The 26943-nt window shown below is 71.5% G+C and carries 30 protein-coding genes; 14 read left to right on the top strand and 16 right to left on the bottom strand.

Features of this window, described 5'->3' with window-relative positions; all coding sequences use genetic code 11:
- Positions 1-122: 122 nt before the first annotated feature.
- A complete protein-coding gene (locus tag ABFJ78_RS34135; protein ID WP_436391094.1) occupies positions 123-1667 on the bottom strand; it encodes an adenylate/guanylate cyclase domain-containing protein in 1545 nt (514 codons plus the stop codon).
- Between the two features lie 87 nt (positions 1668-1754).
- Entirely contained in the window at positions 1755-2141 is a 387-nt protein-coding gene (locus ABFJ78_RS34130) for a TSUP family transporter (RefSeq protein ID WP_436391092.1), read from the bottom strand.
- A gap of 41 nt (positions 2142-2182) precedes the next feature.
- Between ABFJ78_RS34130 and ABFJ78_RS34125 the strand changes: the two genes are divergently transcribed.
- The 5 genes from ABFJ78_RS34125 (at position 2183) to ABFJ78_RS34105 (ending at position 5597) form a co-directional block, all read left to right on the top strand.
- The gene (locus ABFJ78_RS34125) at positions 2183-2365 is read left to right on the top strand and encodes a hypothetical protein (RefSeq protein WP_436391090.1); all 183 of its coding nucleotides are present in this window, start codon (positions 2183-2185) and stop codon (positions 2363-2365) included.
- A 175-nt stretch (positions 2366-2540) separates the two neighbouring features.
- A complete protein-coding gene (locus ABFJ78_RS34120) occupies positions 2541-2726 on the top strand; it encodes a hypothetical protein (RefSeq protein WP_436391088.1) in 186 nt (61 codons plus the stop codon).
- 281 nt (positions 2727-3007) lie between these two features.
- Positions 3008-3151 (top strand): helix-turn-helix domain-containing protein, encoded by a 144-nt coding sequence (locus ABFJ78_RS34115; protein ID WP_436391086.1) that lies wholly within the window; start codon positions 3008-3010, stop codon positions 3149-3151.
- Positions 3152-3232: 81 nt separating this feature from the next.
- The gene (locus tag ABFJ78_RS34110; RefSeq protein WP_436391084.1) at positions 3233-4150 is read left to right on the top strand and encodes an AurF N-oxygenase family protein; all 918 of its coding nucleotides are present in this window, start codon (positions 3233-3235) and stop codon (positions 4148-4150) included.
- Position 4151: 1 nt separating this feature from the next.
- Positions 4152-5597: an FAD-dependent oxidoreductase gene (locus ABFJ78_RS34105; RefSeq protein ID WP_436391082.1), complete on the top strand. Its 1446-nt coding sequence runs from the start codon at positions 4152-4154 to the stop codon at positions 5595-5597.
- Position 5598: 1 nt separating this feature from the next.
- On the opposite strand, the gene ABFJ78_RS34100 is transcribed toward ABFJ78_RS34105, so the two are convergent.
- The 9 genes from ABFJ78_RS34100 to ABFJ78_RS34060 all read right to left on the bottom strand — a co-directional run bounded on the left by ABFJ78_RS34100 (position 5599) and on the right by ABFJ78_RS34060 (position 14197).
- The gene (locus ABFJ78_RS34100; protein WP_436391080.1) at positions 5599-6129 is read right to left on the bottom strand and encodes a pyridoxamine 5'-phosphate oxidase family protein; all 531 of its coding nucleotides are present in this window, start codon (positions 6127-6129) and stop codon (positions 5599-5601) included.
- 22 nt (positions 6130-6151) lie between these two features.
- Positions 6152-7291, bottom strand: a complete 1140-nt coding sequence (locus tag ABFJ78_RS34095) for a M20 family metallopeptidase (RefSeq protein WP_436391078.1) — start codon at positions 7289-7291, stop codon at positions 6152-6154.
- Positions 7288-8274 carry a ketopantoate reductase family protein gene (locus tag ABFJ78_RS34090; RefSeq protein WP_436391076.1) on the bottom strand — a complete coding sequence of 329 codons (987 nt, stop codon included), beginning with the start codon at positions 8272-8274 and terminating at the stop codon, positions 7288-7290. Before ABFJ78_RS34090 ends, ABFJ78_RS34095 begins: the two co-directional genes overlap by 4 nt.
- Complete coding sequence (locus ABFJ78_RS34085) at positions 8267-9046, bottom strand: SDR family NAD(P)-dependent oxidoreductase (RefSeq protein ID WP_436391074.1); 780 nt, start codon at positions 9044-9046, stop codon at positions 8267-8269. Before ABFJ78_RS34085 ends, ABFJ78_RS34090 begins: the two co-directional genes overlap by 8 nt.
- Entirely contained in the window at positions 9046-10329 is a 1284-nt protein-coding gene (locus ABFJ78_RS34080) for an MFS transporter (protein WP_436391072.1), read from the bottom strand. The genes ABFJ78_RS34085 and ABFJ78_RS34080 overlap by 1 nt, the downstream gene beginning before the upstream one ends.
- Positions 10326-11213 carry a polysaccharide deacetylase family protein gene (locus ABFJ78_RS34075; protein WP_436391070.1) on the bottom strand — a complete coding sequence of 296 codons (888 nt, stop codon included), beginning with the start codon at positions 11211-11213 and terminating at the stop codon, positions 10326-10328. The genes ABFJ78_RS34080 and ABFJ78_RS34075 overlap by 4 nt, the downstream gene beginning before the upstream one ends.
- On the bottom strand, positions 11210-12226 hold the full coding sequence (locus ABFJ78_RS34070; protein ID WP_436391068.1) for an Lrp/AsnC family transcriptional regulator: 1017 nt from the start codon (positions 12224-12226) through the stop codon (positions 11210-11212). Before ABFJ78_RS34070 ends, ABFJ78_RS34075 begins: the two co-directional genes overlap by 4 nt.
- A 361-nt stretch (positions 12227-12587) precedes the next feature.
- Positions 12588-13529 carry a carbohydrate kinase family protein gene (locus ABFJ78_RS34065; protein ID WP_436391066.1) on the bottom strand — a complete coding sequence of 314 codons (942 nt, stop codon included), beginning with the start codon at positions 13527-13529 and terminating at the stop codon, positions 12588-12590.
- Positions 13526-14197 (bottom strand): class II aldolase/adducin family protein, encoded by a 672-nt coding sequence (locus ABFJ78_RS34060; protein ID WP_436391064.1) that lies wholly within the window; start codon positions 14195-14197, stop codon positions 13526-13528. The genes ABFJ78_RS34065 and ABFJ78_RS34060 overlap by 4 nt, the downstream gene beginning before the upstream one ends.
- Before the next feature lie 55 nt (positions 14198-14252).
- Here ABFJ78_RS34060 and ABFJ78_RS34055 point away from each other — a divergent pair, with 55 nt between their 5' ends.
- The 5 genes from ABFJ78_RS34055 to ABFJ78_RS34035 all read left to right on the top strand — a co-directional run bounded on the left by ABFJ78_RS34055 (position 14253) and on the right by ABFJ78_RS34035 (position 18333).
- Positions 14253-14849 (top strand): TetR/AcrR family transcriptional regulator, encoded by a 597-nt coding sequence (locus ABFJ78_RS34055; RefSeq protein WP_436391062.1) that lies wholly within the window; start codon positions 14253-14255, stop codon positions 14847-14849.
- 10 nt (positions 14850-14859) lie between these two features.
- Positions 14860-15657, top strand: coding sequence for a thymidylate synthase (locus tag ABFJ78_RS34050; RefSeq protein ID WP_436391060.1), 798 nt, complete (start codon positions 14860-14862; stop codon positions 15655-15657).
- On the top strand, positions 15654-16112 hold the full coding sequence (locus ABFJ78_RS34045) for a dihydrofolate reductase (protein ID WP_436391058.1): 459 nt from the start codon (positions 15654-15656) through the stop codon (positions 16110-16112). The genes ABFJ78_RS34050 and ABFJ78_RS34045 overlap by 4 nt, the downstream gene beginning before the upstream one ends.
- A gap of 72 nt (positions 16113-16184) precedes the next feature.
- Complete coding sequence (locus ABFJ78_RS34040; RefSeq protein WP_436391056.1) at positions 16185-16346, top strand: hypothetical protein; 162 nt, start codon at positions 16185-16187, stop codon at positions 16344-16346.
- 112 nt (positions 16347-16458) lie between these two features.
- Positions 16459-18333 carry an RICIN domain-containing protein gene (locus ABFJ78_RS34035; protein WP_436391054.1) on the top strand — a complete coding sequence of 625 codons (1875 nt, stop codon included), beginning with the start codon at positions 16459-16461 and terminating at the stop codon, positions 18331-18333.
- 1 nt (position 18334) lies between these two features.
- Here ABFJ78_RS34035 and ABFJ78_RS34030 read toward each other — a convergent pair whose 3' ends face one another.
- Positions 18335-19132, bottom strand: coding sequence for a substrate-binding domain-containing protein (locus ABFJ78_RS34030; protein ID WP_436391052.1), 798 nt, complete (start codon positions 19130-19132; stop codon positions 18335-18337).
- Between the two features lie 87 nt (positions 19133-19219).
- On the opposite strand from ABFJ78_RS34030, the gene ABFJ78_RS34025 reads away from it, so the two are divergent.
- Positions 19220-19378: a hypothetical protein gene (locus ABFJ78_RS34025; protein ID WP_436391050.1), complete on the top strand. Its 159-nt coding sequence runs from the start codon at positions 19220-19222 to the stop codon at positions 19376-19378.
- A gap of 68 nt (positions 19379-19446) precedes the next feature.
- On the opposite strand, the gene ABFJ78_RS34020 is transcribed toward ABFJ78_RS34025, so the two are convergent.
- Positions 19447-20547, bottom strand: a complete 1101-nt coding sequence (locus tag ABFJ78_RS34020; protein ID WP_436391048.1) for an alpha/beta hydrolase family protein — start codon at positions 20545-20547, stop codon at positions 19447-19449.
- Positions 20548-20962: 415 nt separating this feature from the next.
- Here ABFJ78_RS34020 and ABFJ78_RS34015 point away from each other — a divergent pair, with 415 nt between their 5' ends.
- Positions 20963-21796, top strand: coding sequence for an alpha/beta fold hydrolase (locus ABFJ78_RS34015; protein WP_436391046.1), 834 nt, complete (start codon positions 20963-20965; stop codon positions 21794-21796).
- Between the two features lie 3 nt (positions 21797-21799).
- Here the strand turns inward: ABFJ78_RS34015 and ABFJ78_RS34010 are convergent, their stop codons facing one another.
- Positions 21800-22156 (bottom strand): VOC family protein, encoded by a 357-nt coding sequence (locus ABFJ78_RS34010; RefSeq protein WP_284742606.1) that lies wholly within the window; start codon positions 22154-22156, stop codon positions 21800-21802.
- Between the two features lie 128 nt (positions 22157-22284).
- Between ABFJ78_RS34010 and ABFJ78_RS34005 the strand changes: the two genes are divergently transcribed.
- Together ABFJ78_RS34005 and ABFJ78_RS34000 are read left to right on the top strand one after the other, a co-directional pair.
- Positions 22285-23808 carry an IS1634 family transposase gene (locus ABFJ78_RS34005; RefSeq protein WP_436391043.1) on the top strand — a complete coding sequence of 508 codons (1524 nt, stop codon included), beginning with the start codon at positions 22285-22287 and terminating at the stop codon, positions 23806-23808.
- 249 nt (positions 23809-24057) lie between these two features.
- Positions 24058-25737, top strand: coding sequence for an SIR2 family protein (locus ABFJ78_RS34000; RefSeq protein WP_436391042.1), 1680 nt, complete (start codon positions 24058-24060; stop codon positions 25735-25737).
- A gap of 4 nt (positions 25738-25741) precedes the next feature.
- Here the strand turns inward: ABFJ78_RS34000 and ABFJ78_RS33995 are convergent, their stop codons facing one another.
- On the bottom strand, positions 25742-25903 hold the full coding sequence (locus ABFJ78_RS33995; RefSeq protein WP_436391040.1) for a hypothetical protein: 162 nt from the start codon (positions 25901-25903) through the stop codon (positions 25742-25744).
- 374 nt (positions 25904-26277) lie between these two features.
- Positions 26278-26838, bottom strand: a complete 561-nt coding sequence (locus ABFJ78_RS33990) for a snapalysin family zinc-dependent metalloprotease (protein ID WP_436391038.1) — start codon at positions 26836-26838, stop codon at positions 26278-26280.
- Between the last annotated feature and the right edge of the window lie 105 nt (positions 26839-26943).

Genomic DNA, 26943 nt, shown 5'->3' with positions numbered 1-26943 from the left:
CCGTTCATGACGTGCGGGCGACCGGATCGGCCGCGCTGACCTGACTCTGCCGGAACCCTGTCGTCGGACGAGGTGAACGAGTCGTTCAGTGCGTCGCCGCGAACGACTTGCGACCCGCGGCGCTAGCGCGGCGAGGCCAGCGTCGTCGGGCGGCTGCGCCCGCGGAGGGTGACGTCCTCGGTGGCCGTCCACCGCTCGGCTTCCTCCACCGCCGCCGCCTCGACCGCCGTCCACGACGCGAGGAGGCGGCCCGGTGCGTTCTTCGCCAGTTCGGTCAGCCGGGCGGCCTCGTTGACCGGGTCGCCGATCACCGTGTACTCGAACCGGCGCGGGTCGCCGACGTTGCCCGCCACCGCGTCGCCGGTCGCCACGCCGATGCCGGCCGGGCCGTCCGGGACTTCCAGAGCGAGCCGCCGGGCGATCGCGCGCCCGGCGGCCAGCGCGCACGTCGCGTGGTCCTCGAGCGCGGCGGGTGCCCCGAAGACCGCCAGCGCCGCGTCGCCGACGAACTTGTTGATCAGCCCGTGGTGCCGGTCGACCTCGTCGACCACCACCGCGAAGAACCGGTTGAGCAGGCCGACGACCTCCTCGGGCGGGCGGCTCGCGGCCAGCGCCGTCGAGCCGACCAGGTCGACGAACAGCACCGACACCGTGCGCACCGACCCGCCGAGCTCCGCCGACGTCCGCATGGCTTCGACGGCGACCTCGTGGCCGACGTGCCGGCCGAACAGGTCGCGCATCCGTTCCCGCTCGGCCAGCCCGGCCGCCATGTCGTTGAACCCCGCCTGCAGCAGGCCCAGCTCGGTGCCGTCGTAGACCGGGATGGCGACGTCGAACTCGCCGGCCCGGACGCGGCCCAGCGCGTCCCGCACCGACGTGATCGGGTTGACGACCGCGCGGGCGGTGAACACGGTGACCAGCAGGCCGAAGCAGAGCACGACCAGCCCGAGCGCGATCACCGACACCGCGAGCTTCGTCGTCGAGACGTCGCCGCGCACCCAGGCCAGCACCGCCGTCACCACCAGCCCGGCGACCGGCACCCCGGTGCCCAGGCACCAGAACAGCAGCATCCGCAGGTTGACCCCGCCGCTGAGCGGCCGCGGCGGCGCGGTCCCGGCCAGCGCCCGCGCGGCGTAGGGCCGCAGGGCGAACTCGCCGAAGAGGTACGCGATCGCGCACACCACGACGCTCGCGAACGCGACGACGAGGAACACGGTCAGCGCGACCGCGGGCTGCATGAGCACGGCCTGCGCCGCGAACACCACGGTCGCGACGCCCCACAGGACGGCCTGCATGAGCGTCAGGCGCAGGGGGACGCGCAGGCTGGCGACGCGTTCGGCCTCGGTCGGCGGCCGGCCCTCGGCCGCCCAGTGCAGCGTCCGCAGCGCGCCCCGCGTGCCCCAGAGCGTCCCGACGACGACGGCCGCGACGACGTACGCCGGCACCGCGAACGCGGTGACCCGCACGAGGTCGCCGGACATGCCGGGGGACGGCATGAGCAGCGCGGCGAGCCCGACGACGACCAGCGCGCCGATGACGTTCGTGGCGATCAGGGTGGCGGTCAGCAGGCGCTGGACGCGCCGGCGCAATACGGTGACGTCCTGGTCGAGGGGGCCGAGCAGGCCGGAGCCGAACGGCCCGGTGGGGATGTCGCTTCGTGGGTGCACCGGTTCCCTGCCGTTCGACGCGATTGAGTGAACGAATGTACACCGAAGCTGTGGCGGCTCGCGAGCCGGTGCACGCCGTCGGGTGGCTCACCACAGGACCGTCGCGAGCGCCGCACCGAGCAGGGCCAGGTACGCGACGGCGTGGGCGCGGTCCGGGATGGCGGGCGCCCACCGGCGCAGCACCGCGATCGCCGGCAGGGACCCCGCGAGCAGCAGGCCCGCCGCCGCCGGGTCGACGGCCGGCGGGCCGGGGGCGGCCAGGTAGACGGCCGTCGCCACCGCCGCGACCGGCAGGCTCAGCGGGTTGGCCGGCGCGGTCGCGTCACTCATCGGCAGGCCGCGGCGGCGCAGCAGCGGCACGGTCAGCACGCTGCCGCCGACCCCGAGGAACGCGGCCACCGCACCGATCCCGGCGCCGCCGGCGGACGCCGTGCCGAAGCCGAGCGGCCGCCGCGGAACCCTCGGCCGCAGCACGCTGTCCACGATGCTCGCGCGAGGCAGGCAGCGACCGACGCGTGCAGCAGCCCGTCCGCGATCCCGGGAGCGGCCAGTGCGCCGAAGGCGACGAACCCGCCCAGCGGCCAGGCGTACTCGCGGTGCGGCCGGCCCCTGCCACGGTGACCATCGCGATGAGCGAGTTGACCAGCATCACCGCGGACGTCCCGACCACGACGTGCATCGCCACTGTCACGGCGTAAATCACCGGAACGGTCAGGAATCCGCCCCCGAAGCCGAAGAGCGCGGTCGTCGCGCCAGAGCGGATCTCGAGTCCGAAAGGACGATGAAGGTGTGGGCTCGACGCGACCGCGCGACCGGTGGTGGGCATTCGCGATCGGCCACTCACCTGCTGGTTCGAGCAGGTGGGCTCGCCGGGTGCGCACCGTCCCCGTCGACCGGCTCGGCCGCGAAGTCGTGGCCATCGGCACCGGCTACCAGCCCGGGCACATCCTCGCCGAGCACCGCACCGCCACGCCGAGGTCCTGTACGGCGACACCGGATCGATGCGCGTCGACACGGTCGGCGGCGCCTGGACGGTCCCGCCGGAGCGCGCTGTCCTGATCTCCGCCGGGGTGCGGACGGACGGCGTGCACACGCGCGGTTTCCCACTCGAACCGCGGGCCGTCCCGTGGTTCCCGACCCGCTGCCGGGGCATCGCCGCTGCTGCGCGAAGCCGTCGACGTCGAGCCGCGGTACGCCGTGCGCGGGCGGGACGCGGCGGTGCTGCAGCCGGCCCTGCACGAACTGCGCCGGGCCACCCCGCTGCCGCTCGACCTCCCGCTGCCCGCCGACCCGGCGCCGAGACGGGCCTCGCGCTCGCGCTGTGGCGGCGCCGGACCTGCGTGCTGCACGCGTTGCCGCTGCTGGCCGTGGGCACCCCGGTGGCGGAAGTCGCGGCCGCGCTCGGCTACGCGGGGCCCGGGGCGTTCACGACGATGTTCCACGGCCTGCTCGGCGTCCCGCCCAGCGCGTACCGCGGCGGTTGAGTCGACGGATGTGCACCCGAACAGATATGTGTTACGGTTGGTAACAGTGAACTCGGGTAACACCTGACAAGGAGGTCGGCGATGACCAGCATCAGCGAACGCGAAGCGGAAACTGTGGTGTCTTCGGACCGCGAGACGACCGCGCGCCGGCTGCTGGACTCGTCGGAGCAGCTGTCCTACGACCCCGTCAAGGAGGTCGATTGGGAGACGCCGCTGGACACGGACTTCCACGGCGCGAGCCCCGAGTGGAGCACGCTCTACGGCACGTCCTACTGGGCCGACATGACCCCGGAGCAGCAGCGTGAGCTGACCCGCCAGGAGGCGGCGTCGGTGGCCAGCACCGGGATCTGGTTCGAGATGATCCTGCAGCAGATGATCCTGCGGGACTTCTACGCCAAGGACCCGACCGACCCCGCGTTCCAGTGGGCGCTGACCGAGATCGCCGACGAGTGCCGGCACTCGATCATGTTCGCCCGCGGCGCCGCCAAGCTGCGCGCGCCCGCCTACCGGCCGCGCCGATTCGTCGTCGAGGCCGGCCGGATCTTCAAGGCGACCGCGACCGGCGAGGCGGCCTACGCGGCGATCCTCGTGGCCGAAGAGGTCCTCGACGTGATGCAGCGCGACTGGATGCGCGACGAGCGCGTCGTCCCGTTCGTCCGGACCATCAACAACATCCACGTCGTCGAAGAGTCGCGCCACATGAAGTTCGCGCGCGAGGAGACCCGCCAGCGGCTCGAGGGCGCCGGCTGGGTGCGGCGGCAGATCAACGCGCTGGTCGTCGCGATCGCGTCCTACGTCATCGTCGGCAGCATGTGGAACGCCAAGGTCTACGAAAACGCCGGGCTCGACGGCAAGCGCGCGCGGCGCGAGGCCAAGGCCAACGAGCACCACAAGTCGATGCTGCGCTCGAGCTGCTCCGGCCTGATGGAGTTCCTGCACTCCGCCGGGCTGCTCACCAAGCCGTCGCTGTGGTTCTACAAGCGTGCCAACCTGATCTGACATGGCGTTCGCGATCACCCAGACCTGCTGCGCCGACGCGTCCTGCGTGTCGGTCTGCCCGGTCAACTGCATCCACCCGACGCCGGACGAGCCGGACTTCGGGACGACCGACATGCTCTACGTCGACCCGGCGACCTGCATCGACTGCGGCGCCTGCGCCGACGCCTGCCCGGTCGACGCGATCTTCCCGGCCGGCGACCTCACCGGCCCGCTGAAGGTGTACGAGGAGATCAACGCGGAGTTCTACGCGGGCCGGGACGTCCTCGCCGAGGCGACCGTCGCCCCGAACTTCCACCGCTGGTCCCCGCCGGCGTTCGCCCGGGTCCTGCCGAGCGACTTCGCGCCCCTGGACGTCGCGGTCGTCGGCACCGGCCCGGCGGGCATGTACGCCGTCGAAGACCTGTTGCTGCACACCAATTCCCGCGTCACCCTGATCGACCGGCTGGCGACGGCCGGCGGCTTGATCCGCTACGGCGTCGCGCCCGACCACCCGTCGACGAAGAAGATCGGCGAGACGTTCGCCCGCTTCCACGACCACCCGCGCCTGCGGCTGCGCCTGGGCACCGAGGCCGGTCCCGAGCTCGCCGAACGGCACGACGCGGTGATCTACGCGGTCGGCGCCACGGACGCGCGCCGCCTCGGCGTCCCCGGCGAGGACCTGCCCGGCAGCCTCCCGGCGGCGACGGTCGTGAACTGGTACAACGGCCACCCGGACATCGCGCCGGACGCCGTCGACCTCTCGGCGGAGCGGGTGGTCGTGGTGGGCACCGGCAACGTCGCCCTCGACATCGCCCGGATCCTGACGGCCGACCCGGAGTCCCTGGCCGGCACGTCGCTCGCTCCGGCGGCGCTGGCCCGGCTGCGGGCGAGCAAGGTGCGCGAAGTCGTGCTGCTGGCCCGGCGCGGCCCGTCGGATGCCGCGTACACGCGGTCGGAACTGGTGGCGCTGGCGGCCCGAGGCGACCTCGTTGTGGACGGGCACGACCCGCGCGTCGCCGCGGCGATCGACGCCGGGGACGGCAAAGCCGCGTTGCTGCGGGGCCTGCCGCGCGAGGCGGTGGACTGGTCGTCGCCGCCCCCGGACGGCGGGCGCCGGGTCGTCCTGCGCTTCCACTCGGCCCCGCTGGAGTTCACCGGCGACACGGAGGTCCGCGGGGTCCGGGTGACCGGTGACGTCGAGATCCTCGCGGGCCGGGTCGTCCGGGCGGCCGGGTTCCGCGGCGCGCCCGTGGCCGGTCTGCCGTTCGACGAGGCCACCGGCACGGTCCCGAACGAGTCGGGCCGGGTCTCGCCCGGGATCTACGTGGCCGGGTGGATCAAGCGTGGCCCGTCGGGTGGCATCGGCGCGAACAAGGCGTGTGCCCGCGAGACGGTCGGGGCCCTGCTGGAGGACGCGGTCGCCGGGCGGTTGCGCACCCGGCGGCGCGGACTGCTCCGCCGCGCCTGACTCAGGGCCGGTGGCTGGTGTGGGTGAACTCCACAGTGGACAGCATCGAATCGGCCGTCCTCGAGCGCTTCCGGCCAAAGGCCAGCACCTTCGCCGGCTCGACCGCGAACACCGCCACATCGTCGTGGGTGCCCTGCCGGAACCCATCGTCCGTCGCCTCGTAGACCCAGCTGCCGTCCCACTTGGCCAGCCACGCCTCGGCGAGCCGTTCCAGCGTCGCCCGGTCCGTGACGCGCCGGGCTTCGCCTTCGACCACGACGTCGAGGGCGTCGTCCCAGGAGTCGCGGCCCGTGGTCAGCACGACGTTCGGGTTCGCGGTCAGGTTGAGGTACTTCTGCTCGGTCTCGCCGGTCGAGAAGTACAGGACGCCGTCGAGCCACACCGCGACCAGCGGGGTCACGTGCGGCCGGCCGTCGGCGCGCACCGTCGTGAGCCAGCTGATCTGGGCGTTTTCCAGCGCTTGCACGGTTTCGGCCCAGCCGGTGGCTTCGGTGCCGGGGTCGCTGAATCGTTCGTCGAGCCGGGTTTCCATGGTCACTCCGTTCGGTCGGCCGCTAGCCGGCCAGCCGGTGCAGGACGGCGGCCGCCAGCGCGGTGCGTTCCATCATCCCCTCGACGCTGATGTGCTCGTGGCGCGCGTGGGCGCCGTCGCCGACCGCGCCGAAGCCGTCCAGGACGGGGTGGCCCAGCGCCGCCACGAAGTTGCCGTCGCTCGCGCCGCCGACCGAACACTCCCGCAGCGTGACGCCCAGGTCCGCGGCCTCCTCGCGGGCCAGTTCGTACAGCCGCGCGATGGCGTCCGACCGTTCCATCACCGGCCGGTTCCAGCCGCCGGTCACCTCGACCGTCGCGCGCGGGTCGTGCGCCTTCAGCGCCGCGAGGCCCGCGTCGATGCGGGCCGCCTCGGCCGCGCTGGACACGCGGACGTCGATCTCGCCCGACGCCGCGCCCGCGATCACGTTCTGCCGGGTGCCACCGGTGATCACGCCGACGTTCACCGTCGTGCCCGCGTCCACATCGGACAGCCCGTGCAGCGCGAGCACCGCCCGGGCCAGCTCGTCGACCGCGCTCGCGCCCTTCGCCGGGTCCAGCCCGGCGTGCGCCTCGACACCGGTCGTGTGCACCTGGAACAGGCCGACGCCCTTGCGCGCGGTCTTCACCGCACCGTCGGCGCTGGCCTCGAACACCAGCGTCGCGCGGGTGCCCGCGGCGGCCTCCTCGATCACCGGGCGGGACGCCGGGCTGCCGATCTCCTCGTCGCCGTTGAGGACCAGTCGCACGGCCGGGCGGGGCAGCCCCGCCGCGTCGAGCGCGCGCAGTGCCCACACGGCGTGCACCAGACCGGACTTCATGTCGAAGATCCCGGGCCCGGTCGCGCGGTCACCGTCCACGGTGAACGGCCAGCTCGCCAGCGTGCCCAGTGGCCACACCGTGTCGTAGTGGCACAGCAGGAGCACCGGTTCACCGGCGCCGGGGAAGTCGTAGACCTTGATGTCGCCGTACCGCCCGCCGTCGATGTCCCGGACGTGGTCGGGTTCGCCGAGGCGTTCGCGCAGCCACCTGTCCACCCAGGACAGTCCTGCGGCCAGCGCCGCCTTGTCGTCGCTCGGTGTCTCGATGGAGACGTAGGCGGCGACGTCGGTGAGCAGGGCGTCGCGGTGCGCGCGCACCCATTCGTGCAGTTCGCGGATCACAGCGCTCGCTCCAATTCGACGAGGTGGTCTTCGGACATCGTGGCGGCGCCGGTCTCGACGTCGCGCAGCCGGGTCAGCATCGCCCGCAGCAGCGGGACCTCCGCCGCGGCGAGCACCGGCGCGTAGTGGTGGTGCACTTCGATCGGGCGGTGCCGGACGGCGATGTCGCGCCAGATGCCGCTGCGGTCCTTCGGCTGGGTCCGCAGCCACGCGACCAGCCGGTCGGTCGCCGCCTCGCGGCCGGGCGCGCCGGGCAGGTAGGCGGCCGGGTCGAACTGGTCGAACGGTTCCAGGACCCGGTCGCCGGCCGCTTCGAGGACCTCGGCGGTGAGGGCGTGCATGAGGGGACGGTGCCGGTCGATGAGGTCGGCCATCGGCGCGTCGGCCAGCGCCGTCGTGGTGAGCATCGCGCCGAAGCCGAGCTTCGCCCACAGATAGCCCTCGACGTTGGCGGTCGCCTTCGCCGGACCCCAGGCCTGCAGGTCCGCGACGACCTCCTCGACCCGGTCGCTGATCCGGCCGTCCGGCTCGCCGACGACCAGCGCGCCGAGGCCGCCGTCCCGCACGACACCGGGCTCGACGACGTCGGCGAAGAGGTTCACGAACGCGCCGACCGTCCTTTCCGGACCGATGTGGGCGGCGATCAGGCCCTCGTTGAGCCCGTTCTGCAGCGATACGACGAACCCCTCGGCCGCCAGGCGCGGTGTCAGCCACGGCAGCACGGTCTCGGTGGCCTGGGCCTTGACCGCCAGCAGCACCCGGCCGAACGTCGGCGGGGCGTCCTCCGGCAGGAAAGCCGGCAACGCCACGGTTTCGTCGCCGTCGGGGCGGCGCAGGGTGAGACCGCGGACCGCGATCGCGGCCACGTGGGCCGGGTCGGAATCCACAATGGACACCGCGTGGCCGGCGCGGGCGAGGTGGAACGCGAGCGTCCCGCCGATCGCGCCGCCGCCGACCACGGTGTACGAGCGCCGGTCAGACATGCGCTTCCTTTCCTCGCTGGACGGCCGTCTCGCCGTCCCAGTGCAGCGGCAGGCCGGCCGCCCCCGCCGTCGAACCGCCGTCGACGCGCAGGACGGCGCCGGTGATCCACGCGGCTTCCGGGCCGGCGAGCCAGTACACGGCGTCGGCGATCTCGCGCGGCTCGCCGCGTCGCCCGAGCGGGTTGACCGACACCGCGGCCGCGTACGCCTCGGTGACCGGGTTGGCGTCGCTGTCGACGGTGACGAAGCCCGGGCTCACCGCGTTCACGCGGATGCCGTGCGGACCCAGCTCGACCGCGCAGGCCTTGGTGACCATCTCCAGGGCGGCCTTCGACGTCGCGTAGTGCGCGGCGCCGGGACGCGCCCGGGTGGCCGCACCGGAGGAGATGTTGACGACGGCGCCGGTCGTGCCGGCTCCGACGTGGGCGCGTCCGAAAGCGACGGTCGTGAGCAGCGCGGCCCGCACATTGACGTCCTGCACGCGGTCCCACACCGCCGCGGTCATCTCCAGCAGGGGAGTGGCGGGGTAGATCCCGGCCGCGTTGACGAGGACGTCGACCGCGCCGGCCCGCTCGACGAGTCCCTCGACGTAGTCGGTGTCGGCGAGATCGCCGGGCAACTCGACGACGTCTGCGGATAGCCGAGAGGCTACTGTGGACAGTTCCGCGGCACGGAGGTCGCTCAGGACGAGCCGGTCGCCCGCTTCGGCGAACCGGGCCGCGATCGCGGCGCCGATGCCGCCGCCGGCCCCGGTGACGAGCACGGTCCGCACTACAGCTCCTTCCCCTTGGTTTCCGGCATGGTGAGGTAGACCGCGACGCCGATGAGCGCGGCGACGGCGACGTAGACCCACACCAGGTTCCCGAGGTGGTGGGCGTTGAGCCACGTCGTGACGTACGGCGCGGTGCCGCCGAAGATCGCCACGGCGAGCGCGTAGGGCAGGCCGATGCCGGTGGTGCGGACCTCCGGCGGGAACTGCTCGGCCATGATCACCGCACAGTTCGCCGAGTACCCGACGATCAGGACCAGGCCGATCAGCTCGATGACGAAGACGCTCCAGAAGCTGTTGCCGAGGAAGTGGAACGCGGGCCAGGCGAACACCACGAACCCGCCGGCGAACATCGTCATCGTCGCCTTGCGCCCCAGCCGGTCCGACAGCAGGCCGCCGAAGGGCAGCAGCGCGATGAATACGACCATGGCCAGCGTGTTGGCCAGTAGGGCGGTCTTGAGCGGGATGCCGGTGGCCAGGTGGGCGTAGGCCGGCATGTAGGACACCCACACGTAGTAGATCAGCGTCCCGGCGATCGTCACGCCGGCGACGCGCAGCGCGGCTTTCGGGTGGTCGCGCAGCATCGCCACCAGCGGGTTGCGCCGCGGCTTCGCGCTGATCTTGCCGAACGCTTCGGTTTCGTGGACGGAGACCCGCAGCCACAGGCCGACCAGGCCGAGCAGCCCGGCGAGGCCGAACGCGAGCCGCCAGCCCCAGCCGCGCAGGTCGGCGTCGGACAGCGTCGAGTTGAGGATCGTGCCCATCAACGCGGCCAGCAGCGAACCGAGGCCGACCGACACCTGCTGCCACGAACCGGCGAACGCGCGGCGGCCCGGCGCGGCCGACTCGATGAGGAACGCCGACGACGAGCCGAATTCGCCGCCCGCCGAGAAGCCCTGCACGAGCCGGGCCAGCAGCAGCACGATCGGGGCGAGCACGCCGATCTGGGCGTAGGTGGGAGTCAGCGCGATGACGATCGACGCCCCGGCCATCAGCGAGATGGTGAGCGTCAAGCCCTTCTTACGGCCGCGTCGGTCGGCGTAGGCGCCGAGCACCGCGCCGCCGATGGGCCGCATGACGAACCCGACCGCGAACACGGCCAAAGTGGACAGCAGGGCGGTGGTTTCGTTACCACCGGCGAAGAACTGGCCGGCGAAGACCGGGGCGAACGTCGCGTAGACGGCCCAGTCGACCCATTCGACGGTGTTGCCGACGGCGCCGGCGACGATCGCCTTGCGTTGCTGGGCCGTCAAGCGGTGGCTGACGACGGTGTCCACAGTGGTCATGACAGCTCCTGGCGGACGTGGTCGACGATCTGCGCGTGCGTGGCGAACCAGACGCCGTCGTGGCCGGCGATGTGGTCGAGGAGCTCCGCCAGGATCGCCAGGCGCGAGCGGTGACCGATGATGTGCGGGTGCATGGTGAGCTGGAAGATGCCGCCGTCGGCGTAGGCCGCGTCGAACTCGTCGCGCCAGATGGAGAGCACGCCGCGCGGCGGGGTGTAGGGCCGCAGCGACGCGAACCGGTCCATCATGAAGTACGGCGCGTCGTCGCGGATCCACTCCACCGGCAGCTCGACGACCCCGGTCGGCTCGCCGTGCTCGAGGAGCTCGTAGCAGTCGTCGTCGGCCATCAGCGAGGAGTCGTAGGTCAGGCCCAGCTCCCGCGTGATGGCGAGGGTGGCGGCCGAGAAGTCCCAGGACGGCGTCCGGATCCCGACCGGCCGGGTACCGGCGAGGCCCTCCAGGACGTCGGCGGCGCGGAAGGCGAGGTCGCGTTCCTCGGTCTCGGTGAGCGCGGTGTTGCGCTCGTGGATCCAGCCGTGCAGCGCCACTTCGTGCCCGGCGTCCACATAGGACTTCACTTCGCCTTCGTGGAGCAGCGCCGACACGGCGGGCATGAAGAAGGACGCGGGTGCGTTGTACTTGCGCAGCAGTTTGAGGATGCGCGGTACGCCGACGCGGGCGCCGTATTCGCCCTGCGCCAGCTTGCCGGGCAGGACGTCGCCGTCGCGCAGGGCGGGCGTCTCGTGGTCGGAGTCGAAGGACAGCGCGACGGCGACCTTCGCGCCGCCGGGCCACGCGGCCGGGCGCAGCGGCCGCCCCGCGCGCACGTGCTCGACGTGCCCGCGCCACGTCTTTTCGTCCCACTGCCAGGGTTGTCCGGTCATGCGTCCTCCAAGCTGGCGGCGGGCGTCGGGGCCCACGCGCGCTTGAGCGTCGAAACCTGCAGGGTCACGTCGGCCTCCCGGAGCCCGGGCAGCGCGCCGACGACGTCGGTGGTGTGGCGGTAGAGCTCGCCGTAGTGGCGCAGGACGATCTGGCCGACGAGGTTGAACCGCCCGGTGGTGGCGGAGAGGTACTTCGTGCCGGGGTGGGCGGCGAGCTGCTGCCCGGCGCGGTCGAGCTCGCCGGGGACGACGGAGAGCCAGAGCATGAATTCGAGGGCGTAGCCGAACATGGCGGGCTCGGCGAGCGTCCGGAAGCGCAGGCAGCCGCGTTTGACGAGCGAATCGACCCGGCGGGCCACAGTGGACTCGCTGGTGCCGACCAGTTTGGACACTTCCTTGAACGGCAGCCGGCCGTCCTCGCCGAGGGCGGCGCAGAGGGCGAGGTCGAGTTCGTCGAGCTGCTCGGGCGGGCGTTCCCAGTGCTGTTCTTCGAACGGCCGGACCTCGCCGCCGCGCAGGTCTTTCGCGGCATCGGGGCTCAGCTCGCCGGAGTCCCAGTCGTGGTTGGAGGTGAAGGTCCGCATGACGGCGAAGGTCTCGGCGTCCCGGATGGCTTCGGCCGCGGGGAAGCCGTTCTCCTGCAGGCCGGCGATGTCGGCGTAGGAGGGGAGGACGAACTCGGCGGAGCAGTCGGCGCTCCCGGCGAGCACGCTGGCGTACCGCACATCGGGCCGGGCGGCCAGGGCCTCGGCGACGGTGGCGGCGGCGCCGGGCCGGCAGTTGAGCCGGGCGATGACGGGGACGCCGAGACCGCAGCGCAGGATGTCGACGACGCCGATGACCCGCAGCCGGCCGCTTTCGGTGAGCTTCTCGGCCCGCCGGAGCACGGTGGACTCGCTGGCCCCGACGTGCCGGGCGACGGCACCCCAGGACGCCCGGCCGTTGAGCTGCAGGGCTGCGACGATGCGGCGGTCCAGCTCGGAGGTCTTGGCTTCGTTCTGCACAGGAGGCATCTTGAATGCAGGAATTCGTCAAGTCAAGGGGCGGTGATGCGGGAAAGATGCACTCGGTGCGGTCGGGCGCCCCAATGTGGCCTTCGGTGCGTGAGACGCAACCAAGGCCGCCTCAGGTGCGGCAGACGCAACCAAGGCCGCCTTGGGGCGCTGGGGTCAGTGGGTCGCCGCGCGCGCCGGCCCGCCGGCGGTGATCGGGGGAGATCGGGCGGCCGGCGGAGCAGGTTGGGCCGGCCGCAGGCGGGGTTCAGGCTCGGCTGCCTGCGGAGGGGCAAGATGTCAGCGAAGTCCGGCTCAGGCCGCCCGAAAGCCAGGGCCGGACGGCCGGCGGAGTCAGGGCGCGCCGCCGGCGAACTCCGGGTCAGTCGAGCGGGAGCACCGGTGTCGCCGCCGCGAAGGCGTCTGCCGCCGCCAGGTCGAACTCGCCGTGGTCGCTGCCCAGCCCCTGGGCCACCAGCCCCGCCGCCGCGCAGCCGAGCACCGCCGCCTCGCGCAACGACCGGCCGAGGCCCACCCCTCGCAGGAACCCCGCCGAAAACGCGTCGCCGCAGCCCGTCGTGTCCACCACCGGGACCGCGAACGCCGGCACCGCCAGTGTCGACTCCGGCGTCACCACCAGCGCCCCGCGCGCACCGCGGGTGACCGCCACGCACCCGACCCCGCGCTCCAGCAGCGCGTGCGCGCCGTCCTCCAGTGAGGCCGCGCTCGTCAAGCCGAGGACCTGCTCTTCGTTCGGCAGCAGGTAGTCCACAAAGGACAACGCCGGGTCGAGCCAGGCGAGCACCCCCGGATCGCCGGGCGCCAGCAGGTCCGCAGACGTCACCACGTCCGCGGACCGAGCCGGCCCCAGCAGCGAGGCAGCCGCCACCCCGCCCATCAGCTCCGGCCCACCCAGGTGCAGGTGCGTCGCGGAAGCAATCGCCTCGAAAGGAACCTCCGCGGGCTCGAAACCCAGGTTCGCGCCCGGCACGTGGAACGCCGGCCGGCTGCCGTCGGGACGGATCGGGAGCACCGACGCCGACGTCTGCGCCCCCGTCCGCCGCAGCACCAGCGACGTGTCGATGCCGTACTGAGCGAGCATCGTCAGCAGCAGGTCGCCGATCGGGTCGGCGCCCACCGCGCCCGCCGTCCGGACGCCGGCGCCGAGCTTCGCCAGCGTCACCGCCGTGCCCGCTGCCGTCCCCGCCGGGCCGAAGCGGATCTGCTCCACCAGCGCCGCGCCCTGGCCCTCCGGGATCGCCGACACCGGCCGGACCTGCACGTCGAACACGTGCGCCCCGAGTGTCACGACGGTCTGCGTCACCGGTCCTCCACCGGCCGTGGGCGGCCGTAGCCGCGCTGGACCGCCGCGGTCACGACGGCTTCCTGCTGCACGTCGTCCAGGGCCCGTGGCACGCCGAGCGTCGCCGCCCGGACGTACAGGCCGCACGCCCACTCCAGCAGCAGTGCGTGGTCCATCGCCGCTTCCAGGGTCGGGCCGTGGACGATCGCGCCGTGGTTGGCCAGCAGCGCCGCCGCCTTGCCTTCGAGCGCCGCGAGGGTGCCCGCGGCCAGCTCCGCCGACCCGAACACCGCGAACGGCGCGACCCGGACCGAGCCGCCCAGCGCGAGCTGCTGGTAGTGCACGCAGGGCAGTTCGTCGAGCACCAGCGACACCGCGGTGGCCTGCGGGGAGTGCGTGTGCACCACCGCACCCGCGCCGAAGCGCCGGTAGATCCCCAGGTGCAGCTCCAGTTCCGAGGTCGGCGCCAGCTCGCCGTCGACGACCGTGCCGTCGAGGTCGACGACCGTCACGTCCGACGGCCCGGCCGTGCCCAGCACGACGCCCGTCGCGGTCACCGCCACGTGGTCACCGGCCCGGACGCTCACGTTGCCCGCCGTTCCGATAAGCAGGCCCTCCGCGGCGAGGCCGTTGCTCGCCCTGGCCACCGCCCGCCGGGCGTCGTCGAGCACTGAACTTCCCGCTGCCATGTCCCGAGGCTAGGATAAACCCGAAACAAAGTCACGTTCAGGTTTGGGGAGGCGCATGCCGCGGCGAGTACCGCGCCAAGCCCGGGCCCGCGAGAAGCTGGCCCGGGTGCTCGAGGCCGCGGACCGGTTGCTCGCCGAAGAGGGCGTCGAGGCGCTGACGACGACCCGGGTCGCCGCCGCGGCCGGCGTCTCGGTCGGGACGCTGTACCAGTACCTCCCCGACCGCGACGCCATCACCGAAGCGCTGGCCGACGGCTACCTCGCCCGCCTCGAAGACCTCATGACGGCCTTCACCGACCAGGCCGCGCGGGAGACCTGGGACGATCCCGTCGGCCTGCTGGTCGACGCCTTCGCCGCGCTCTACCGCGCCGAACCCGGCTTCCGCGCGCTCTGGCTGGGCCGCGGCCTCACCGCGGCGACGCGGGAAGCCGACGTCGCCCACAAGCGCGTGATGGCCGCCGGCGTGCACCGCGTGCTCGTCGCCCAAGGCCGGCTCCGCGACGACGAAGCGGCCGCGACGGCGTGCCGCACCGCGTTCCTCGCCGCCGACGCCGTGATCCAGGAGGCCTTCCGGGCCGACCCCGACGGCGCCGCCGCGCTGCTCGACCAGCTGAAGGCCATGCTCCGGGCCTATCTGGAGCGGCTCGTCTAGGCTCGCGGGCATGCCCGACACGCAGTACGAAGACCTGCTCCGCCACGTTCTCGACACCGGCGCCCGCAAGGCGGACCGCACCGGCACCGGCACGCGGTCGATCTTCGGGCACCAGCTGCGCTACCGCCTGGCCGACGGCTTCCCGTTGATCACGACGAAGAAGGTCCACTTCCGCTCGGTCGCCTACGAGCTGCTGTGGTTCCTGCGCGGTGACGGCAACGTCCGGTGGCTGCAGGACAACGGCGTCACGATCTGGGACGAGTGGGCCGCGCCGGACGGCGACCTCGGCCCGGTCTACGGCGTCCAGTGGCGGTCGTGGCCGACCCCGGACGGCGGGCACGTCGACCAGATCGCCGAAGTCCTGCGCACGCTGCGCGAGAACCCGGACTCGCGGCGGATCATCGTGTCGGCGTGGAACGTCGGCGAGATCCCGCAGATGGCGCTGCCGCCGTGCCACGCGTTCTTCCAGTTCTACGTCGCCGACGGCGAGCTCTCGTGCCAGCTGTACCAGCGCAGCGCCGACCTGTTCCTCGGCGTGCCGTTCAACATCGCCAGCTACGCGCTCCTGACGCACATGATCGCCGAGCAGGTCGGGCTCCGGGTCGGCGACTTCATCTGGACCGGCGGCGACTGCCACATCTACGACAACCACGAGGAGCAGGTCCGCAAGCAGCTCGCCCGGGACGCGCGGCCGTTCCCGACGCTGAGCCTGAAGGACGCGGGCAGCCTCTTCGAGTACACCTACGACGACATCGCGCTCGACGGCTACGACCCGCACCCGGGCATCAAGGCGCCGGTGGCGGTGTGATCGGGCTGGTCTGGGCGCAGTCGGCGAACGGCGTCATCGGCCGCGACGGCACGCTGCCGTGGCACCTGCCGGAGGACCTGAAGCACTTCCGCACGCTGACGGCGGGCGCGACCGTCCTCATGGGACGCCGCACGTGGGAGTCGCTGCCGCCGCGGTTCCGGCCGTTGCCGGGCCGGCGCAACCTGGTGCTGTCGGCCACCCCGCAGGAGGGCGTCGAGACGTTCCCGGCGTTGGCGCCGGCGGTGGACGCGGTGCAGGGCGACGGCTGGATCATCGGCGGCGCGGCGGTGTACCGGGCGGCGCTGCCGTTCGCGGACCGGATCGTCGTCACGGAGATCCGGGAGACGTTCGAGGGCGACACGCGGGCGCCGGAGGTGGGTCGGGCTCCGGACGTGACGGGGGAGTGGCAGGAGTCGTCGACCGGGCTGCACTACCGCTTCCTGACCTGGGGCTAGCGTGACCCGGATCGCGCGCGGTTCCGAGCACCTGGCCGCGGTGCTGCGGGAACGGGTCTACGGCGGCATCACGTGCCTGAGCACCCTGCTCGTCACGACATCGACGGCGAGCGCGCCGACGTCCGGCTGCTCCTGCGGGCCAGTGGCCAGATCCTCGAAGCGGCCGTGCCCGGCGTGCTGCTGGTCGCGGGCGCGCTCGGGGTCGTCGTCATCGGCCTGAAAACCGCCCACTGAGCGACTTTCCGCCATCCGCCGGTTGACGCGGGAATCCCCGGAGGTCAACAATTCACCCGTAGCCCGGAATGTTAACGCTAACATTTTTCGACGACGAAGTCGGAGCCCCGCCATGAAGCTGCGCCACGCGTTGTCCGTGCTCCTGCTGATCGCCGGCATGCTCCTGGGAGCGGGGACCGCGAGTGCCGCGGAAGCCCCGGTCCCGGCGCCCGCGATGGGCTGGGCGTCCTGGAACTCCTTCGCGGCCAAGATCGACTACTCCGTCATCAAAGCGCAGGCCGACGCGCTGGTCTCCACCGGTCTGAAGGACGCCGGCTACAGCTACGTCAACATCGACGAAGGCTGGTGGCAGGGCACGCGGAACTCCGCCGGCGACATCGTCGTCGACGAAAGCGAATGGCCCGGCGGCATGCAGGCGATCGCGGACTACCTGCACGGCAAAGGGTTGAAGGCCGGCATCTACACCGACGCCGGGCGCGACGGCTGCGGCTACTACTTCCCGACCGGCCGTCCCGCCGCGCCCGGCTCCGGCAGCGAAGGCCACTACCTGCAGGACATGTTGCAGTTCCAGCGCTGGGGCTTCGACTTCGTCAAGGTCGACTGGTGCGGCGGCGACGCCGAGGGCCTCGACCCGGTGCGCACCTACCGCGCGATCAGCGACGCCAACAAGGCCGCGACGGCGCAGACCGGCCGCACGCTGACGCTGTCGATCTGCAACTGGGGCAAGAAGAACCCGTGGAACTGGGGCGCCGGGACGGCCCCGATGTGGCGCACCAGCACGGACATCATCTACTACGGCCAGACCGCGACCCTCCCGCAGGTTCTGACCAACTTCGACCAGGCGCAGCACCCCGTCTCGCAGCACACCGGGTACGTCAACGACCCCGACATGCTCACCGTCGGCATGCCCGGCCTGACCGCCGCGCAGGGCCGCACGGAACTGGGCATGTGGGCGATCTCCGGCGCGCCGCTGCTGGCGGGCAACAACCTCGCCACGATGAGCGCGGACACCGCGGCGATCCTGAAGAACCGCGAAGTCATCGCCGTCGACCAGGACCCGCGCGGCCTGCAGGGGGTGAAGGTCGCCGAGGACGCCGCCGGCCTCCAGGTGTACGGCAAAGTCCTGAGCGGCACCGGTAAACGCGCGGTGCTGCTGCTCAACCGGACGTCGTCGGCGGCGACGATGACCGTGCGGTGGACCGATCTCGGCCTGACGCCGGCGTCGGCGAAAGTGCGGAACCTCTGGGCCGCCAAGGACAACGGCAGCTACGCCACCGGCTACAGCGTGAGCGTCCCGGCCAACGACTCCGTGCTGCTGACCGTGCAGGGCACCGACACCGCGTCCGCCCACTACCCGCCGAACACGGCGATCGCCGCGGCGGCAACGGGGTTGGTCGTCGCCACGTTCACCTACCGCGCGACGACCGCGCAGACCCCGACCCTGGCGGTCAACGGCCAGCAGCCGACCGTCCTCGCCTTCCCGGCGACCGGGGGAGCGGCCGAGACCGTCTCCGCGATCGTCTCCCTGGGCAAGGGAACTAACACCGTCACGGGCATCCCACCGCAGGTCACCGACGTCGCGATCCTGCCGCTGCCCGGTACCACCGGCGTCCAGGTGGCCGGCACCCAGTCGGGCCGGTGCCTCGACGTGAACGACAACAGCATCGCCAACGGCGTCCAGGCCCAGCTGTGGGACTGCGCCGCGGGCCCCAACCAGACGTGGGTGCCGGTGCGCGGCCAGCTCGTCGTCAACGGCACCAAGTGCCTGGACGCCTACGACAACGGAACGGCCAACGGCACCGCGGTCGTCATCTGGGACTGCAACGGCCAGCGCAACCAGCAGTGGACCCTGAACGCCAACGGCACCATCACGAACGCGTTGTCCGGGCTGTGCCTCGACGCGAGCGGCGCCGCCACCGCCAACGGCACGAAGATCATCCTCTGGGCCTGCGGCGGCGGGGCCAACCAGCAGTGGACCCGGCGGTGACCTACGCCGTCGAGTCCCGGATCACCAGCCGGCACGGCCGCGTGTGCCGGCCGGGGGACGGCTCGCCGTTGATCGCCGCCAGCAGCAGGTCGGCGGCGGTCCGGCCGAGCGCCTCCAGCTCCATGTCGACGCTGGTCAGCGGCGGCTGGCAGGCCAGCGCCATGACGTCCCAGTTGTCGAAGCCGACCAGCGCGACGTCGTCGGGCACGCGCCGCCCGGCCGCCTGCAGGGCGTCGGCGACGCCGCGGGCGATCTGGTCGCTGCCGCTGAACACCGCGTCGAACGGGACGTCGGCGCCGAGCAGGATCCGCACCGCCTGCCGCCCCCACGCCTCGCTCCACTCGCCGAACATCGGCGCGCCGACCAGGTCGAGCCCGTCCTCGGCGAGCCGTCCGGCGGCGGCGGCCGCGCGCACGGTAGCCGAGTGGTGGTGCTCGGGGCCGGTGATGTGGGCGACGCGGCGGCGGCCGGTGGCCAGGAGGTGGTCGACGGCCTTGCGCGCGCCGCCGGCCTCGTCCGGCACGACGGAGCAGTCGTGCGGGTCGGCCGAGCTGATGAACGCGTACACCACGGGGATCGGCAGCGCGGCGCCGATCGGCGGGCGGCCCTGGGTCCGGCGGCCGGTGACGATGATGCCGTCGACCCGGCGCGACAGCAGCGTGCGCAGGTAGTACTGCTCCCGGATCGGGTCGTCGCGGGCGTCGCAGAGGAAGACCGACATCTCGCCGGCGCCCAGCGCGTCCTCCGCGCCCATCATGAGCGGGATGCTGAACCGGCCGATCGTGTCGGTGGTGATCATCCCGACGGTGTACGTGCGGCCCGAGTTGAGCGTGACGGCCGCCCGGTTGGGCTGGAAACCCAGCTGCTCGGCGGGGCCTGGGCGACGGTGAGCTACCCGCCGACCGCGGGCTGGGGCCGCTTCGGCACGGTCTCGACGCCGGTGAACCTCCACGCGGGCTACAACGTGATCCGGCTGGCCAAGGGCGCGCCGTTCTTCGCCGGCGGCACCGGCTACGCCGAACTGGACTACTTGCAGCTGAACTGACGTCGTGTGTGGTGATTCGGGTCAGAACCCGAATCACCACTCGCGACCAGCCGCGGCGGGCCGGAAAATCAGTGCTGCAAGTACCGGTCGAAGAAAGCGCTCAGCGCCGCGCGCTGCCCGGCGATGCTGCGCCCCGCGTCGACGGTGCCGATGAGCGGCGCGAGCGTCGCCGGGTCGAGGCCGAGCCGGGGGAGGAGCGCCTGGTAGTCCGTGTAGCTGAAGTGCTCGCCGTCCGCCAGGTGGCGTTGGTGGACCGGCCCGCGCTGGTGGTTCAGGAACTCCTGCCACGAAGCGTCGGACGCCGCGCTGTGGTCGCCCGCGCTCAGCAGCAGGAACGGCCGGTCCAGGCCTTCGTCGGCCACCCGGCCGAAGTCGCGGGTGGACTGGGAGTACGCCATGCTGCCGTCGAGGTCGGCGCCCGCGGCGACGCGGCGGTCGTGCACCATCGTCTCGCCGGTGGTGAACCCGCCCGCGGAGTGGCCGAACATGCCGACCCGGGTGAGGTCGAGGGACAGCCCGGCGGGCAGCGCCGCGTCGGGGTTTTCGCCGCGGGTAAGGGTTTCCAGCGCGTCGAGGACGAACCGGGTGTCGGCCACCCGCGTGGCGATCAGGAGCTTGCCGTCGGTGCCCGGTGGCAGCGCCCGCCGTTCGACGCGGCCGCCGGGGAACTCGACCGCCGCCGGTTCGTGGGTGTGGTCGAGGGCCACGGTCACGTAACCCTCGCTGGACAGCTGCTCCAGCAACGCCGTCCCGACCGAACGCGGGTACTTGGCGCTCGGCGAATAGAGCACCACGGGCCGTCGCCCCGCCGCGGCGGGCGCGTCGGCGCGGGCATGCGCCGGGAAGGTGTAGTCGAGCCGGTCGGCGGCGATGCCGAGTTGACGCGCGTCCTCTTCGGCGATGAGCTGTGCGGCTCCCGGCGCGATGTACGGCGTTTTCGGGCCGCCGCCGGGCCGCGCCGGGTACCGGACCGTCACCATCAGCTCCCGCGTCGTGCCCGCGACCCACGGGTCCGGCCGGGCGTGGTCGACGAGGTGCAGCTCGGTGCGGCCGACGGCGTACGGCCCGGCCGGCGCGGGCAGGCCGAGCCGGGCCGGCGCGGCGGCGGCCGCGGAAACCGTGGTGGTCAGGAGGACGCCGGTGAGCCCGGCGAGAAGGGCTTTTCGCATGGTTCGACCGTATTGTCGCCGTGCCCGGGCGCCATCGGGACGATCACCGATTTCGTCCCGGTCAGGGTCAGCCGAGCCGGTGCGAGACCGGCAGCCCCGGCGGCGTTCCTCTCCGCTCGCGCCTCGGCACCCGTCGGCGCGGACCTGAGGTGGTCCCTCCCGCAGCTGGACAAAAGCGGGACAATCCGCGCGGGTGCCTTGTGTCCCCGTTTGTCCGCCGCCGATCGTGTGAGGAAATCGGCCGGTGTAACGAGTCCGCGGCGCTGCACGACCTGGAAGGGAGCGGGTGCCGGGGGAATCGTAAGAACAGCGCGAAGCGCGGCGAGGGCGAGCATGCACGGGAGTTTCCACTCGAAGATCGTCGATCCCGGCGTGTTCGACCTGACTTGGCTCAAGATCGCTGATCTTGGGTAGGGTGCTGGCTGTTGAGCTGCGGTTTCGTCGTGTGAACGGCGAAAATCTGCGCACTAAGCGGCCGGTTCCAGGGGTCTGCCCATCGCTTCCCGGTTACGGCTTCAGCGACAAGCCGGCCGCGCCGGGGTGGGGGATCGAGCGGATATCCGACGCGTGGTGCGAGCTGATGGCCCGGCTCGGCTACCGGCGGTTCGGCGCCCAGGGCAGCGACTGGGGCACCAGCATCGCCACGAGCATCGGTCAACGGCAACCCGATCGGGTCGCCGGCATCCATCTCATGCCGCCGCTCGCACCGCCCGATCCGGCCACGTTGGACGACCTCACCGGTGCCGAGCGGGCGGCGCTCGCGACACTGCGGGAGGCGGACGAATGGGGCTCCGGATACTCGGCGCAGCAGTCGACCCGGTCGCAGACGGTCGGCTACGGGCTGGTCGACTCGCCGGCCGCCCTCTGCGCCTGGATCGTCGAGAAGTTCTGGTCGTGGACCGACTCCGGTGGCGACCTGCATCGGGTTATTACCCGGGATGAGCTGCTCGACAACCTGATGCTCTACTGGCTGCCCGGCACCGGTGCCTCATCCGCCCGGCTGTACTGGGAAAGCCTCCGGCAGGTCAACGAATGGATCTCCGGGTCGGCCGGCGCGCCGGTGACCGTACCCACCGGCTGTTCGGTCTTCCCCAAGGAGCTGCAGCGCCCGTCTCGGCGGTGGGCGGAGCGCCGGTTCCCGAACATCCGGTACTGGAACGAGCCCGGCAAGGGCGGCCACTTCGCGGCGTTCGAGCAGCCGGCGTTGTTCGTCGACGAGGTCCGGTCATTCTTCCGGCTGGTCCGCTGATGGTCACCCGTACTCGGTAAGCGGCTGGCTAAAGATCAACAAGTGCCCATCGGGTGTCCGTACGTTGAAGTCGCGCATCCCGTAGGGCCGGTCAGCCGGTGGCTCGACGATGTCGGCGCCGCGGGCGCGCAGCTCGTCGTGGCAGGAATCGACGTCGTCGACGACAACCGTCACCCTGGCCGGGCCGACGCTGCTTTCGGCGTACAGGTGGAACTCGGCGGTGTCGCGGATCACGGCCGCGTAGCTAGGTGGGGTCTCCCAGGTGAATATGGTGTCGAATCCGAGCGCGTCCGTGAAGTATGACCGCGCTGCCTGCACATCTCGGCACGGCAGCACGGGAACCGCCACCCGCATGACCATTCCGTCACCTTACCTGACTTTGGCTCAAGATCGCTGATCTTGGGTAGGGTGCTGGCTGTTGAGCTGCGGTTTCGTCGTGTGAACGGCGAAAATCTGCGCACTAAGCGGCCGGTTCCAGGCTGTCTCTCGTGGCGTATGTGCGCACGGTGAAGACGGCGTCGGGGGCCAGGGTGGTGCAGATCGTGCACTCCTCGCGTCGCGGGTCGCGGGACATCGAGCACATCGGCTCGGCGCATGACGATGCGGCGTTGGAGGCGCTCAAGGCGGTGGCGAGGCAGCGTCTGGCTGTGGGGCAGCCCGAGCTCGACTCTGGCCCGGACTTCGCGGCGTTGCAGGCCGGCAGTGGTGCTGGTGGTGGGCCGCTTGCGATCACGTCGTCGCGGATGGGGTACCTGTGGGACGCGCTCGGCCACGCCTACCAGCTGTTGGGGTTCGAGGAGGCCGCTGGTGGTGACGAGGTGTTCCGATCACTGGTGCTGGCACGGATCGTCGAGCCGACCAGCAAGCTGGACAGTCTGCGGGTGGTCGAGGAGGCAGGTTTCGACCCGCCGGCGTACGCGACCCTCAAGCGGCGTCTGCCCGCGTTCGCGAAAGAGTCCTGGCGGCAGAAGTTGGCCGCGGCGTGCGCCCGCACCGCTGATCTGGGGCCGGCGTCACTGGTTCTCTACGATGTGTCCACCTTGTACTTCGAGACCGATGCCGGGGACGGGTTCCGTGAGCCCGGGTTCTCCAAAGAACGCCGCCTGGAGCCGCAGATCACGATCGGGCTGCTCACCGACGCAAGCGGGTTTCCGTTGATGGTCAACGCGTTCGAGGGCAACCGGGGCGAGACCACTACGATGCTGCCGACCATCCGTGCGTTCATGGATGCCCACCAGCTGGCTGATGTCACGGTCGTGGCCGACGCTGGCATGATCTCTGCGGCCAACCAGCAGGCCATCGAGGCCGCGGGGTTGTCGTTCATCCTCGGCGCGCGGATACCCGACGTGCCGTACGTGGTCCAGGCGTGGCGCCACGAGCACCCGGATGAGCAGATCCCCGACGGGCACATCTTCACCCAGCCCTGGCCTGCCGGCCCCAAGGACCAGCGCCGCGACCAGATCATCTACTACCAGTACCGGGCGGACCGGGCTCGGCGCACCCTGCACGGCATCGACGAACAGGTCGCCAAGGCCGAGCAGGCCGTCGCCGGCAAGACCGCGGTCAAACGCAACCGGTTCATCCAGCTCACCGGCGCCACCAAGAGTGTCAACCGGACCCTGGAAGCCAAGGCACGCGCCCTTGCCGGCCTCAAAGGCTACGTCACCAACCTCCCGGACGTCACCGCCGAGTTCGTGATCGACGCCTACCACCGACTGTTCCACATCGAGAAGTCGTTCCGAATGTCTAAACACGACCTACGTGCGCGGCCGATCTACCACCACAAGCGCGAGTCGATCGACGCGCACCTGACGGTCGTGTTCGCCGCCCTGGCCGTCAGCAGGTGGATCGAGCAGACCACCGGCTGGTCGATCAAGAAGTTCGTGCGCACCACCCGCCGCTACCGCACCATCAGCATCCAGGCCGGCGAGCACACCCTCACCGCCGTCGACCCGCTACCCGACGACCTCCTCGATGCCCTCACCCGCATCCACGACCGCGGTGCGCACTAATTTGAGCCAAGTCAGGCGGCGATCCTCTCCGCTCGCGCCTCGGCACCCGTCGGCGCGGACCTGAGGTGGTCCCTTCCGCAGCTGGACAAAAGCGGGACAATCCGCGCGGGTGCCTTGTGTCCCCGTTTGTCCGCCGCCGATCGTGTGAGGAAATCGGCCGGTGTAACGAGTCCGCGGCGCTGCACGACCTGGAAGGGAGCGGGTGCCGGGGGAATCGTAAGAACAGCGCGAAGCGCGGCGAGGGCGAGCATGCACGGGAGTTTCCACTCGAAGATCGTCGATCCCGGCGTGTTCGAGAAGGGCGACACGTTTTCCTTCCGCTCCCAGCCGTACCTGCGGGAGCTGTTCGAAACCGTCCGCGACCGGGAGCTGCCGCTGACCATCGTCGTCGGCGCGGGGGTTTCGATGAACTCGAGCCTGCCGTCCTGGCGCGCGCTGATCGACAAGATGACCGCGACGATAGGTGACCCCGAGGTCCGCAACCTCGCGAGCCGCGATGGCGCCGACCTCATGCGGAAAGCCGAGATCATCCTTCAGCTGATCAAGGACGAGAACCGCAACATCCAGGACCACGAGATCATCCGGGACGCCCTGTACCAACGTGATCTGCAGGTGATCCCGGGCGAACTGGCGAAGTCGATCGCCCGGCTGACCTACGCGACCCGCGCGGACACCCGGCTGCTGACGACGAACTTCGACATCATCCTCGAGGAGTCCCTGCTGGCCTACTTCGACGAGAAGGACGTCAAGTCGTTCTCGATGAGGCCCGGTGGGAGCGCGGCGTGGACGGACTGGAACCGGCACCCCGACCACGTGGGCGTTCTCCACCTGCACGGTCTGGTCCGGCAGGCGCGCAACCCGGAAGAGCCGATCATCCTCACCGAATCCCAGTTCCTCAAGTACGGCGCCCAGGTCCGGGAGATCATCTCGGCTTCCCTCGAGAACGCCTGCACCCTCTTCATCGGGCTGGGCATGTCCGACCCGAACCTCGTGGGGCCCCTCTACGAGAGCGCACCGGCGACCTCGCCCCGGTTCTCGCTCGTGGTGCCTCCGGCGGTGGACGACGTGTCACCGACGCAGGCCGCCCGCTACGCCATCAGCTCCGCGCGCTACCTCGAAAAGATGCTGGGGCTCAAGCCGATCTTCCTCAAGTCCCACTCGCAGCTGAACCAGGCGATCTCCGACCTCGCGCTCGCGGTGGTGGAGCCGGACCGCTACCGGCCCGGGGTGGAGAGCGCCGATTCGCTCGTCTACAACCGCCGGCTCACCAAGGCGCTGGACACGTGCTACACCGCGATCGGCTGCGAGCCGCTCGCGGAGATCCCGGCCGGCGACGCCGCCGAAGACCTCACCACGAGGCTGCACGACGCGCTCGAGATCCCGGGTGGGCCACTCGACGTCCTCCGCGATCTGGCCCAGGATTACGACGAGCACGCCCTCGGGAGCAACACCGGCGAGAACTTCGGCCTGTTCCTGTGGCTTCGCACCCGCGGTCAGGAGAACGGGCGGCGGCGCTACACGATCAACCTGGTCGGCACTTCCGTCTACACCCACCGCGAGGAATGGTCGCTCCGGCACCACGTGACCGTCGACCGCGGTTCGGACTTCGCGGCCGCGCAAGCCGTGTTCACGGGCGCTCCGCAGGCGGCGAACCTGACGCCGTCGCCCATCGCCCAGATCTGGCGGGGCATCCTCGCGGCGCCGATCCTGATGTCGGGGACGGGGAGCGATCAGCTCATCGGCGGCGAACCGGCCGACGTGCTCACGGTCGGGGCGATCACCTTGAATTCGACGTTCGTCGTCAACCCGAACGGGGACGAAGTCGCGCCCGGCGACCTGTCGCTGATCAGCAAGCTGGACTCCGAACGCACCAACCAGCTCCTGGTCAGCCTTCAGCTGGCCGCGGAGTACGCGATCAACCTCGGTTAGCGAGCTATTTCTTCGACGACCTGGCCTTGATCTTCGGGACCGGGCCGGGCACCGACACGTAGACGGAATTGCCGACCTTCCGGCGCGGCGACTGGTCGATGATCGATTCTCCGGGAGGGTCCGGAGAGGGGGCTTCCCGCTCGGGAGCGGCCGCATCGGTGGTCATGGCTTAGCACCTTTCGCGTCGCGTGCCGGGTACCTCTGCGGGGACGGTCTCACAGCGGCCTGGAAAAGCGGTCGAACGACACTCTGCGCTGTTCAGCGTACGCCGATCGGGGCTTGATCCCGCGATTGTCTCGGTCGAGGTCCTCATGCGATGACCCTCCGCATCGGATCTGTCGATCGGTCGTCCGGAATGCCTCCCGCGCGAGCATTCAAACGGTAGCAGTCCGCGTGCCTCGTGTTACTGCCGGTAGCACGATCGTGATAGCGGTCAGCACCCCGGAAGTCGCGTTTTTCGCGGGCGTTGTTACGTCGGCCGTTTTCACCGGGAAACGCGACAGCCCCGAGGCGCTCGCCCCGGGGCCGCCGCGCGTGCGATCAGAAGCCGTAGATCGTTTCGTAGACCTGCTGCTGGTTCGTCGCCACGAGGCCGTTGGCCCACAGCGAGTTCACCCGGGCGCGCTCGGTCGCGTTCGGCACCGCGTTGGTGCAGGACGGGCCGGGGCCGCCACCCGACATCAGTTCCGAGCACGGACCCGAGTAGTGGTCCGGCAGCCCGAGGGCGTGGCCGGTCTCGTGCGCCGCGATGCGGGTCGGGTTGTACTGGCGGGCCTGGGTGTAGTCGATGAAGATGGTGCCGCTGCCGTGCCCGTTGGTCGAGGCGTAGGAGCCGCGGGGGTCGTTGCCCTCGGTGTAGCGCAGGCTGGCGCCGGAGTTGCGCTCGACCAGTCTGACGTTGGTGACGCTGCGGTTCCAGTTGGCCGCACCGGCGTTGATGACCGACCGGAACGTCGGCGCGCTGGCGGTGCTGTAGTAGACCGTCGTGACGGCGGCTTCCTGCTGGGTGGAGGCCGGCGCGGCGGACGCGGTGCCCGCGGCGATCGGCGTCACGGCCAGAGCCAGCGCGACAGCGCCGGCCAGGGCGAACTTCCTCGACATCGGAAGACTCCTCGTGGGGGACGGGGATTTGCCGGATTTGCGCGCGCTGTCGAAAATTTACCGGTTGTTAGCCTGCGCCGGAGCCGACTTCCGTAGGGCGGTGCA

Source organism: Amycolatopsis sp. MEPSY49, from assembly GCF_051337345.1.
GTDB lineage: Bacteria > Actinomycetota > Actinomycetes > Mycobacteriales > Pseudonocardiaceae > Amycolatopsis.
Note: the sequence above shows the minus strand (reverse complement) of the source record. Positions and strands in the feature narration are given on the sequence as shown.

Excerpts from the sequence above, each read along its gene's own strand:
- ABFJ78_RS33995 (WP_436391040.1), bottom strand. The coding sequence starts at position 25,903 with ATGACCACCGATGCGGCCGCTCCCGAGCGGGAAGCCCCCTCTCCGGAC.
- ABFJ78_RS34035 (WP_436391054.1), top strand. The coding sequence starts at position 16,459 with ATGAAGCTGCGCCACGCGTTGTCCGTGCTCCTGCTGATCGCCGGCATG.
- ABFJ78_RS34070 (WP_436391068.1), bottom strand. The coding sequence starts at position 12,226 with ATGCCTCCTGTGCAGAACGAAGCCAAGACCTCCGAGCTGGACCGCCGC.
- ABFJ78_RS34050 (WP_436391060.1), top strand. The coding sequence starts at position 14,860 with ATGCCCGACACGCAGTACGAAGACCTGCTCCGCCACGTTCTCGACACC.
- ABFJ78_RS34110 (WP_436391084.1), top strand. The coding sequence starts at position 3,233 with ATGACCAGCATCAGCGAACGCGAAGCGGAAACTGTGGTGTCTTCGGAC.
- ABFJ78_RS34080 (WP_436391072.1), bottom strand. The coding sequence starts at position 10,329 with ATGACCACTGTGGACACCGTCGTCAGCCACCGCTTGACGGCCCAGCAA.
- ABFJ78_RS34055 (WP_436391062.1), top strand. The coding sequence starts at position 14,253 with ATGCCGCGGCGAGTACCGCGCCAAGCCCGGGCCCGCGAGAAGCTGGCC.
- ABFJ78_RS34105 (WP_436391082.1), top strand. The coding sequence starts at position 4,152 with ATGGCGTTCGCGATCACCCAGACCTGCTGCGCCGACGCGTCCTGCGTG.
- ABFJ78_RS34090 (WP_436391076.1), bottom strand. The coding sequence starts at position 8,274 with ATGTCTGACCGGCGCTCGTACACCGTGGTCGGCGGCGGCGCGATCGGC.
- ABFJ78_RS34000 (WP_436391042.1), top strand. The coding sequence starts at position 24,058 with ATGCACGGGAGTTTCCACTCGAAGATCGTCGATCCCGGCGTGTTCGAG.
- ABFJ78_RS34010 (WP_284742606.1), bottom strand. The coding sequence starts at position 22,156 with ATGGTCATGCGGGTGGCGGTTCCCGTGCTGCCGTGCCGAGATGTGCAG.
- ABFJ78_RS34075 (WP_436391070.1), bottom strand. The coding sequence starts at position 11,213 with ATGACCGGACAACCCTGGCAGTGGGACGAAAAGACGTGGCGCGGGCAC.
- ABFJ78_RS34100 (WP_436391080.1), bottom strand. The coding sequence starts at position 6,129 with ATGGAAACCCGGCTCGACGAACGATTCAGCGACCCCGGCACCGAAGCC.
- ABFJ78_RS34060 (WP_436391064.1), bottom strand. The coding sequence starts at position 14,197 with ATGGCAGCGGGAAGTTCAGTGCTCGACGACGCCCGGCGGGCGGTGGCC.
- ABFJ78_RS33990 (WP_436391038.1), bottom strand. The coding sequence starts at position 26,838 with ATGTCGAGGAAGTTCGCCCTGGCCGGCGCTGTCGCGCTGGCTCTGGCC.
- ABFJ78_RS34030 (WP_436391052.1), bottom strand. The coding sequence starts at position 19,132 with ATGATCACCACCGACACGATCGGCCGGTTCAGCATCCCGCTCATGATG.
- ABFJ78_RS34020 (WP_436391048.1), bottom strand. The coding sequence starts at position 20,547 with ATGCGAAAAGCCCTTCTCGCCGGGCTCACCGGCGTCCTCCTGACCACC.